The 9,052-nt window shown below is 31.2% G+C and carries 6 protein-coding genes; 1 reads left to right on the top strand and 5 read right to left on the bottom strand.

Features of this window, described 5'->3' with window-relative positions; all coding sequences use genetic code 11:
- Positions 1 to 222: 222 nt before the first annotated feature.
- Together B2671_RS17670 and B2671_RS00090 are read right to left on the bottom strand one after the other, a co-directional pair.
- A complete protein-coding gene (locus B2671_RS17670; protein WP_422653207.1) occupies positions 223 to 2,340 on the bottom strand; it encodes a CehA/McbA family metallohydrolase in 2,118 nt (705 codons plus the stop codon).
- Between the two features lie 1,877 nt (positions 2,341 to 4,217).
- A complete protein-coding gene (locus B2671_RS00090) occupies positions 4,218 to 5,444 on the bottom strand; it encodes a dicarboxylate/amino acid:cation symporter (RefSeq protein WP_346868567.1) in 1,227 nt (408 codons plus the stop codon).
- 176 nt (positions 5,445 to 5,620) lie between these two features.
- Between B2671_RS00090 and B2671_RS00085 the strand changes: the two genes are divergently transcribed.
- Entirely contained in the window at positions 5,621 to 6,478 is an 858-nt protein-coding gene (locus B2671_RS00085) for an AraC family transcriptional regulator (protein ID WP_346868566.1), read from the top strand.
- Between the two features lie 51 nt (positions 6,479 to 6,529).
- Here B2671_RS00085 and B2671_RS00080 read toward each other — a convergent pair whose 3' ends face one another.
- The 3 genes from B2671_RS00080 to B2671_RS00070 form a co-directional block, all read right to left on the bottom strand.
- On the bottom strand, positions 6,530 to 6,667 hold the full coding sequence (locus tag B2671_RS00080) for a clostri-philic family protein (protein ID WP_167403140.1): 138 nt from the start codon (positions 6,665 to 6,667) through the stop codon (positions 6,530 to 6,532).
- Positions 6,668 to 6,733: 66 nt separating this feature from the next.
- Entirely contained in the window at positions 6,734 to 7,552 is an 819-nt protein-coding gene (locus tag B2671_RS00075; RefSeq protein WP_346868565.1) for a M55 family metallopeptidase, read from the bottom strand.
- Positions 7,553 to 7,577: 25 nt separating this feature from the next.
- Positions 7,578 to 8,957, bottom strand: coding sequence for an aldehyde dehydrogenase (locus B2671_RS00070; protein WP_414632592.1), 1,380 nt, complete (start codon positions 8,955 to 8,957; stop codon positions 7,578 to 7,580).
- Between the last annotated feature and the right edge of the window lie 95 nt (positions 8,958 to 9,052).

Here is a 9,052-nt window from a genome sequence, read left to right as displayed (position 1 = left end):
TGTCCTTATCTTCATCTATTCTAACATCTTTGATATTTACTTTTTCAGCTACCTTCTCTGGCATCATCCAACCCATAATATTTTTTACTATTTTAATATTTGAGTAAGATATTGCATTTTGCCCATCTGTTTCAAAGTCTGAGAAAAATGTATTACCAGCTACTACTACCTTACCACCATTACTTAGCTCTTCTACTCCAATAACTGATACCTTTCCTTGTGCTACTGGTACGTTANNGCATCGCTAGTAGTTGTAGTTTCATAACCCCTTACTAAGAAATCTACCTTCTCTCCCTTAGCTCCATCTGCAAGGACAACTGAAGCTCCACTATAGAAGCTATATTGTTCTTTTCCATCTTCGATACCAGATACTAAATTATATAATGGTGAACTGTATTTATTAAAGTATAATCTATAAGGTTGACCACCATTAGTAGTATTATCAATAACTTGGTCATCATTTATTCTAAGTTCTGTTCCTATAGCTTCAAGTAATGGATTAAGCTGCCTATCATTGCTATATTCACCTTCACCATCCTTATAGTCAGCAATAGTAGTTACTATTATATTTCCTCCAGCCTTTACATAATCAGCAATAGCCTTTATCTCACTTGTCTCTAACTTACTCTTAGTTAAGTTATATTCTGACTTATCAATACTCTGTGGGTTTGTAAGAATAAATAAATCTACTCCCTTGAGAGTATCTGCAGTTATTGTCTCTTTATTTAAAGAAAGTATTGTATTTCTCTGTTGTAACAAATTTTTAAGAGAAGCATATTTTCCTGCATAATTTCCACTTACATATTGATTTACGTGAGCACCATCTATTACAACTCTATAAGTATTTTCTGGATTTCTAACTTTTACCTTTACACTATTAGTAAATACTTTTTCACTGCCTTCATGATTTATTGTGGCTTTAGCATAAATTGTATATTCACCTTGTTTAGCAGGTATCCAATCTATTTGAACATTTTCGGTTTTAGTTCCTTCCACTAAAGGAATAACTTTTTCACCTACTTTATTTTCTGTTTTAATTTCATTTACAAAGAACTCCACCTTAGAGTCTTTTAAATCCTTAGCTTCATTATTGTAAACTCCTACAGAAACTTGAACCTTTTCATTAGGTAAAGTTATTTCATTGTCTACAGTAACTGCAGTTAAACCCAAGTTACTACTATCACCAACCCATACTGGTGCTGTAACAGCTATATCCTGATCACCCTGCACTATCTTTAAATAGTAGTAGGTATATTCTGGAGACAAATCAAACTGCCAGTTTACGTTTTTAGAATTAAATTCTTTAGATACAACCTCAACTCCGCCATTAGAAATAACTGATACTTTTTTTATAGTATCATCATCAGTTATATTAACTTTAAAATTTAGTTTATCTACTTCACCTAAGGAACTTCCCATTAGACTACCATTTACTGTGTAATCAACAATCATATTCTCATCTTCTGAAGCATATACATTTAAATTTCTTATAGAATCATATATATCTCCCCTGGAGTTATCTGTGGCTATAATTACTGTTCTTGCATTATTAGCTGTAAACCACTTACCCTTATGGTTATCTTGGTTATTAGTTGGTGCAACATGCCATCCTTTATCAAGAGCTCTTGTATAATATTCATAACTTGGAAAATAACCTGAACCTCTTATTGGTCCCTCACCATTACCAACTTCCACTAAGTTTACAACCTTGTCTGTAGCCTCACTATAATAACCAAAGTCTGCAAAATCCCCAAAAGTCTTACCTGGATGATTTAATTGAGAAATTGACTGTGGTTGTGTTTGCAATGTATTATAATAGTTTTGTAAATCCATGGCCTTATTTGATCTGGTTTCAAATCCTGGTGTATTAAAGGTATTTATATGACCCCACCCTCCAGTAGAACCTGACCAAGTCATTTCATATCCATATATAGCTGTAAAATCATCTTCTTTATCATATTTATCCGCTGTAACCTGAGCATTTGTCCAAGCTTTGCTAGCTGAACCATCTGCTAAGGAAGCTGCTGTATCATTATCAAACCAGTTTGAATGATCTGTTACTGCATAATAGTCAGCTCCATGATTCTTAGCCCAAGAATAAGCTTCATCTAAAGAACCTGTTCCATCTGAAATATTAGTATGTGAATGAAGTTGTCCGAAGTAGTGACTTAACTTACCTTTTTTGAAAGTCCATTCTTTACTTGAATAATTTCCCAAAATATCTTTAGCTTCAATCTTTACTCTGTGACTTCCATCGGCTAAATCAGTAGTTGGTTTGTATAGAATAGATGTTGAAGTTATTGTAGCTTTTGAAGTTACATCTTCACCATCAAAGAACATTTTAATAGAATTTTTATCTACTCCTGTCCTATCTTTTATTGAAGCCTTTATTTCAGGTCTTGCTACATCTCCAATACCTACACCACTGTCGGGCACTAAATCATATATTTTGGGTCCAACTATATCTTCATTAGTTACTTCTACATTGAATATCCCCTCTTGTGGAATTCTTGTAGTATTAATTCCATCCTCAGCCATAAGATAATATTCTATACCCTTCAAATTCAGTTCTTCTTTAGATATTAATGCCATGTAATTTCCTTGTTCATCTTTAGTCATATTTATAGCTTTAAAGACTTCTTCTCCCTTAACTCTATAGTTTAACATTGCACTTTTAACTTCTTTATTATCTTCAATAGAAGCTGTTATTTTGAAATCTTCCTCTATTGATGCTTTAAGAATTGGTTCATGTTTTATTATAGGCCCTTCAGTATCAGGCGCTTCTATCTTTGTAAAGGTACAAGATGAACCATATATTTGTACATTTGTGTTGTATTTCCCCATAGTTCCTTTAGCATTAACTAAGTCACCAGTAACTACATTTATATCAGAAGGTACATAGTATATGTCTAACTTATCTTCTCCTTGAGTTAAGGTCTTAGCTGTAACATCTATAACTGCATTAGTTATTTCCACATATTTTGAGTCATGTTTTCCTGTTAATAACTCTTTTATAGTATAAATTCCTGCAGTTGGCATACCACTATTAGATATAACCTTAATATCACTAGCTTGAAGTTGAGATAATCCTTTAAATGTATCTCTGGTACCTTTAACTTCAACTAAGGCTCCATTAACTGCAGCACTTAAATCTATCTTAGTAGAGTTATTTGATATTGCAATTGCACCTGTAGCATCTTGAATATGAAGGGTTTTATTTCTATCATTAAAGGAAACTATTCCCCTAACTACAGCTTCAACCCCATTAGTTAAATCTCTAGCTGCTGATATAGTAATGACCTCTGAAGTTGGTGGATCTATTGGTGGTTCCACTGGATCTGTAGTTCCTCCTCCAATACAAGAAATTTCTATATCATCTATAGCTAAGTTACCTGATGCTTTATTGAAAGTAAATCTTATAGCTTTAACTCCCTTTTCTAAAGAAACTGAAAAGGTACTTTCACTAGTAACTGTAATATCTGGTCCTTTTATCTCTTGCCACACATCATTAACTTTAACTTCTAATTTTAAAGTTGAAGTAATAGGACCACTCCCAGCCTGTCCCTTATACCAAAAACTCAAAGTTCCTGTTGAAGGTAAATTGAATACTGGTGTTTCTAAAGTTTCAGTACTACTTCCACTCAATCGTCCAAATCCTAGTGAAGGTTTTGTTTTACCATAATTCCCATTTGTGTCATATCCGTCTAATACATTAGCTTTTTCCCCATTTCTTGTAATTGTCCATCCTTCTCCTTCTGGCTTTACATTCTTTCTGGCTCCTGTAAACCCTTCCGAAAGGAGTATTGTTGTATCTTCATTATTATTAATAGCTCTTTCTATTGCATAAACATTTATACTTGGCATCACAATATAAGTTACTAAGAATAATAATGCACTAATTAGGCTTAAAAGTTTATTTTTTTTCTTTCCCAATTAACTTCCTCCCTTACAATATTTTATAATAATTATAACATTATATGTATATTATTCAAATCATTGTAATAAAACATTTAATCTTATATTATGCTATAAATTAACCATTTTTTTGAATTTTTAAATATTTTTTATCAACTAATCAGTAAGATATGTAATTAAATAATCTAATTAATAAAATATTATCAATAATATTGAATAAAAATAAGGCTATTTCAGTCAGTTGAGATAGCCTTATTTCTATATACAAAATTTATATCTGTACTTTTATTATGAATTTTATTTTACACCCTTTTCTTTTCTGTAAATTTAGATATTACCATAGTACAAACCGTGTTACCCGCAGAATTTAATAAGGTTGCGGGAGCATCAATTATAGTTGCAATAACTAACATTATTGCTAAAGCCTCTGGAGGAAATCCAAATATACTTAATATTAGCATCTCACCAATGGAACCCCCTACTGGTATAGCACCAACAACAGCTCCTACTAGTAAACCCACCATGAAAATAATAGTTAAGGTTTCCAAGTCATTAATATCTCTTCCTAATATAGCAAATAAAAACATTATCTTATATATTCCACCTATAACTGAACCATCCTTATGGATATTTACACCTAAGGGCATAACTATATTAGCTAAGGAACTAGATACTCCCATATTTTTAGCTGCCTGAATATTTACTGGAATACAGGCTGCACTAGAACATGTAGCTAATGCTGTCACTGATGGTCCTGTGGAATTTCTCCAGAAAGCTTTTATACCTTCTTTACCCCTTGCTATATAGGCATAAAGAGTAAAGAATATAATAAAATATACTATAGATACTATCAAATACAGTACAAATACCTTTGCATATCCACTTAATATTTGACTTCCTAATTGACCAACTACGTTAGCAAAATACGCTGCTAATCCTATTGGGGCATAATACATTATTATATTTATCACCCTATTTACTACTATAGCTCCACTATTTAAAAAATTAGAAAACTCCCTTCCTTCTTCCTTTGCTAGCATAGTTCCAAAACCTATAAGCATAGAAAATATTATAAGTGCCAATAGATTACTTCTAGATAATAACTGTGAAAAATCCCCTACAGTAATACTAGAAACTATTTTTTCTAAAAATCCTACTTGCTCCCTAGGTATAACCTGAGCACTATTCATTAACTCTGTGAACATAGACGAATTTAGTCCCTGTGCAGGATTAAAAATTTTGAAACTAGTTACCCCTATAACTCCTGATATAATAGCCGTAAATGCAAATACTACTATGGTAACTCCAAGTATCTTTCCTAATTTTTTTGAGCTATCCATATTAGCAATAGCAGATGAAATACTAAAAAATACTAATGGTATCAATATTGTAAATATTAAATTTAGAAATATTGTTCCCAGTGGTGCAAAAATACTTGCCCTTTCTCCCATGGTCAATCCTATAATCCCACCTATAATAACTGAAAATATTAAAAATATCGAGGACTTATAATTTTTTAAAATCTTCATTTTTCCTCCTCCTTAAATAAAATAATATAATTAGTAATTTAATTTTCATATATGTTATAATCTTATTATATTCAACACTATGTACAATAAATATCGAATATACTGTTTAAAACATTGCAAAAACTGCTTTTTAATAATATGATAAATGAAGTATATTTAGTTTTGGAGGTATCTTTATGGATAACACATATTCAAGTAACAAATCTGGATATCTTAATAAAGACTTTCAGCTTTTTCATATAAAGGACAAAAAAAATCAAGAATTCGAGTTTCATTATCATGACTTTAATAAAATAATAATCTTTTTATCTGGAAAAGTTACTTATTTAATTGAAGGGAAGGCTTATTATTTAAAGCCTTGGGATATTCTACTTGTAAATAATCATGATGTGCACAAGCCTGTTATCGATTCTAATGAGACATATGAACGTATAATTATTTGGGCTAGTTCAGGTTTTATTGAAAATCATAATTATGAAGGTTGCGATTTATCAACTTGCTTTAAACTAGCAAAAGAGAAGAGTTTTAATTTAATAAGACTTGAAGATAAATTTCAAAATAACCTTAAAAATATCATATCTTCCTTAGAAGGATCATTTAACTCTCAAGATTTTGGAAGTAAACTTTTAGGCAACTCCCTCTTTATTCAACTAATTATATATCTTAACAGACTTTATCTTGATAAAACCTATATTACTACTAAGGATTCTTTAAAATACGATAAACAAATTGAAGAGATTTTAAAATATATAAACAATAACCTATCACAAAATCTATCGATTGAACTTATATGTAAGGAATTCTTTATAAGTAAATATTATTTAATGCATAAATTCAAAAGCGAAACTGGGTATACTCTTCATAACTATATAATTCAGAAGAGATTATTTATGGCTCAAGAACTTATAAAATCTGGTGAGCCAGTAACTAAGGTTAGTTCCCTCTGTGGATTTAAGGATTACTCTAGTTTTCTACGTAGCTTTAAAACGCTCTTTCACAAATCACCCCGAGAATATATAAATGCAATAAAATAAGCTGTCTCAAAACAAACTACTGCTGAGACAGCTTCTTAAAAGATAATTTAACTATTTTATTTCATTTCCGTTGAAATCTTTAAATTCAGGCTTATTTTGAGGATCTCCAACATTGTTTTGATTCTCATGAAGCTTTTGTCTTCTTTTCCCCTTCTGAGCTGGATTGTTAGAACCTGATTTTCTCTTCATAATAAACACATCCTTTCCTTAAATAGTTTCTACTTTTTTTAAGGTTTTATGTGTTTAAATTAAGTGTTATCGCATCCAAGCCCCAGCCAAGGTAATTAGACCACTTCTTATTTTATAAGCTTCCATAATATCCTTTGCCTTGTACTTAATTCTGTTAGGTTCTATAAGCTGAACTCCTGGAATACATAAGGTTCCTTCTGCCATACCACTATCCATAAAGGCTATTTCTAACTCTACCTCATCATCTAATATGTTAGGTTCTACTAATTTATTATAAATAGCTTTTTCTGCTGCTGATTCTAACATTTTATGAACTCTCTTTGGCTGTATGCATTCACCTACATATCTACTGTGAGCTTTTTTAACTTCTACAACTTCTATATTCTTGTTAAATTCCTTAGCTTGACCTGTTAGTATGTTATCTCCTGACGTCATTACCACTGGAACTTTAAAATATCCTGCCAATAAGGAATTAAATTCAAACTCTCCTACTACTTTTCCATTTAGTTTTATCTCCGATACCACAGAGCTATTATAACTGTGGGCTAAAACCCCTGAAGCATTATGTCTTCCATGATATCCTATTAGCATAACTGCATCAAAAGTATTATTTATACCCTCCATCATGCCAAGAATTTTTTTATTTCCACTAATTAATACTACATCTTCATCTAACTCTTCAATGAGAATATTTGTCATAGGCCCATGAGAATCATTTACTAGTATTTCCTTTGCACCTGCTTTTTTAATTCCTCTTATAACTGCATTTACTTCTTCTGTCATAAGCTTTCTTGCTCTTTCATAGTTATAGCCACCTTCATTAGTAAATCCCCAGTTAGTTACTCCACTGATTCCTTCAATATCCACTGAAATATAAATTTTCATAAAAATCCCCCTTATCTCATACAATTTATTTCATAAGTTTTTTTACATTACTTAGATTTTTTTTATTAAAAGGCGGAAAAATTATCGGAATATTTATTTTAGTAGTTTTTCTTACAACACTTCTTCTATGAGAAAAGGTCTTAAAGCTTTCTTTGCCATGATAAGCCCCTATACCCGAATTCCCAACGCCTCCAAAAGGTAGCTCCGGATTAGCTAAATGAGTTATTGTATCATTTATGCAAGCTCCACCTGAAGAAATCTCTTCCAAAACCATTTTCTCTACTTCATAGCTTTCAGTAAATAAGTACAGAGCTAATGGCTTTGATAGCTTCTTAATTTTTCCTATTACCTCGTCTAAATTACTAAAGCTTATAATTGGAAGAATAGGTCCAAAAATCTCTTCTGACATAGCTGCACCCTCCCAAGAAGCATCTATAATTGTAGGTTCAATATATCTTCTTTCTCTATTAGCTTTTCCACCATATATTATTTTATCTGCCTCTTTATCTAATATATTTTTAAGCCTTATGAAGTGTCTATCATTGACAATTCTTCCGTAGTCTTTACTTTCCTTAGCATCATTACCATAGAAACTTTGAATTTGTAATTTTAATTCCTTAATTAATTCATCTTTCACCTTGTTATTTACTACTACATAATCCGGTGCTACACAGGTTTGACCTGCATTTATAGTCTTGCCCCAAATTATACGCTTAGCTGCCACTTTAATATCTGCACTTTCATCTACAATTACAGGACTTTTCCCACCTAATTCTAAAGTAACAGGAACTAGGTTTTTTGCAGCAGCTTCCATTATAATTTTTCCAACTTGAGCACTTCCCGTAAAGAAGATATAATCAAAGGTACCATTAATCAAAGAAGTATTAGTTTCTATTCCACCTTCCACTGAGCGTATATATTCCTTAGGGAAGGTTTCAGTAATCATTTCTGTAATTACGCTTGATAAATTGGGCACATTTTCAGATGGCTTTAATACTACACAATTTCCAGCAGCAAGTGCTCCTACCAAAGGTTCTATTAAAAGTTGAAATGGATAATTATAAGGTCCTATTATTAGAACCGTTCCATAGGGCTCTGAAATTATAAAACTTTTTGCAGGAAATAAGTAAAAAGGCGTTTTTACCTTTTCTTTCTTTGCCCACTTCTTTAAATTCNNACTTAATACAAAGCCTACCTCTGTAGTATAAGATTCAAACTCACACTTTCCTAAATCTTTATATAATGCTTCATATATTTTATATTCATATTTTTTTATAGCAGCCTTTAAACTTCTTAATTGATTAATACGAAAATCTATATCACGACTTTTCTTTGACTCATAAAATGAATGATGCTCTTCTATAATTTTATCTACATCAATTGAACTTAATTCCATAAACCTAATCACTCCTTATTATACCTATTGCAATAACTATATTTTATACTATTTTTACAAATTATACTACATAACTTCATAACAAAGGGGCTTTCGCAAAATAG

This window comes from Clostridium sp. UBA5119 (assembly GCF_002414285.1).
GTDB lineage: Bacteria > Bacillota > Clostridia > Clostridiales > Clostridiaceae > Clostridium_J > Clostridium_J sulfidigenes.
The sequence above is the reverse complement of the archived record's forward strand: the minus strand, read 5'-3'. Positions and strand labels throughout refer to the sequence as shown.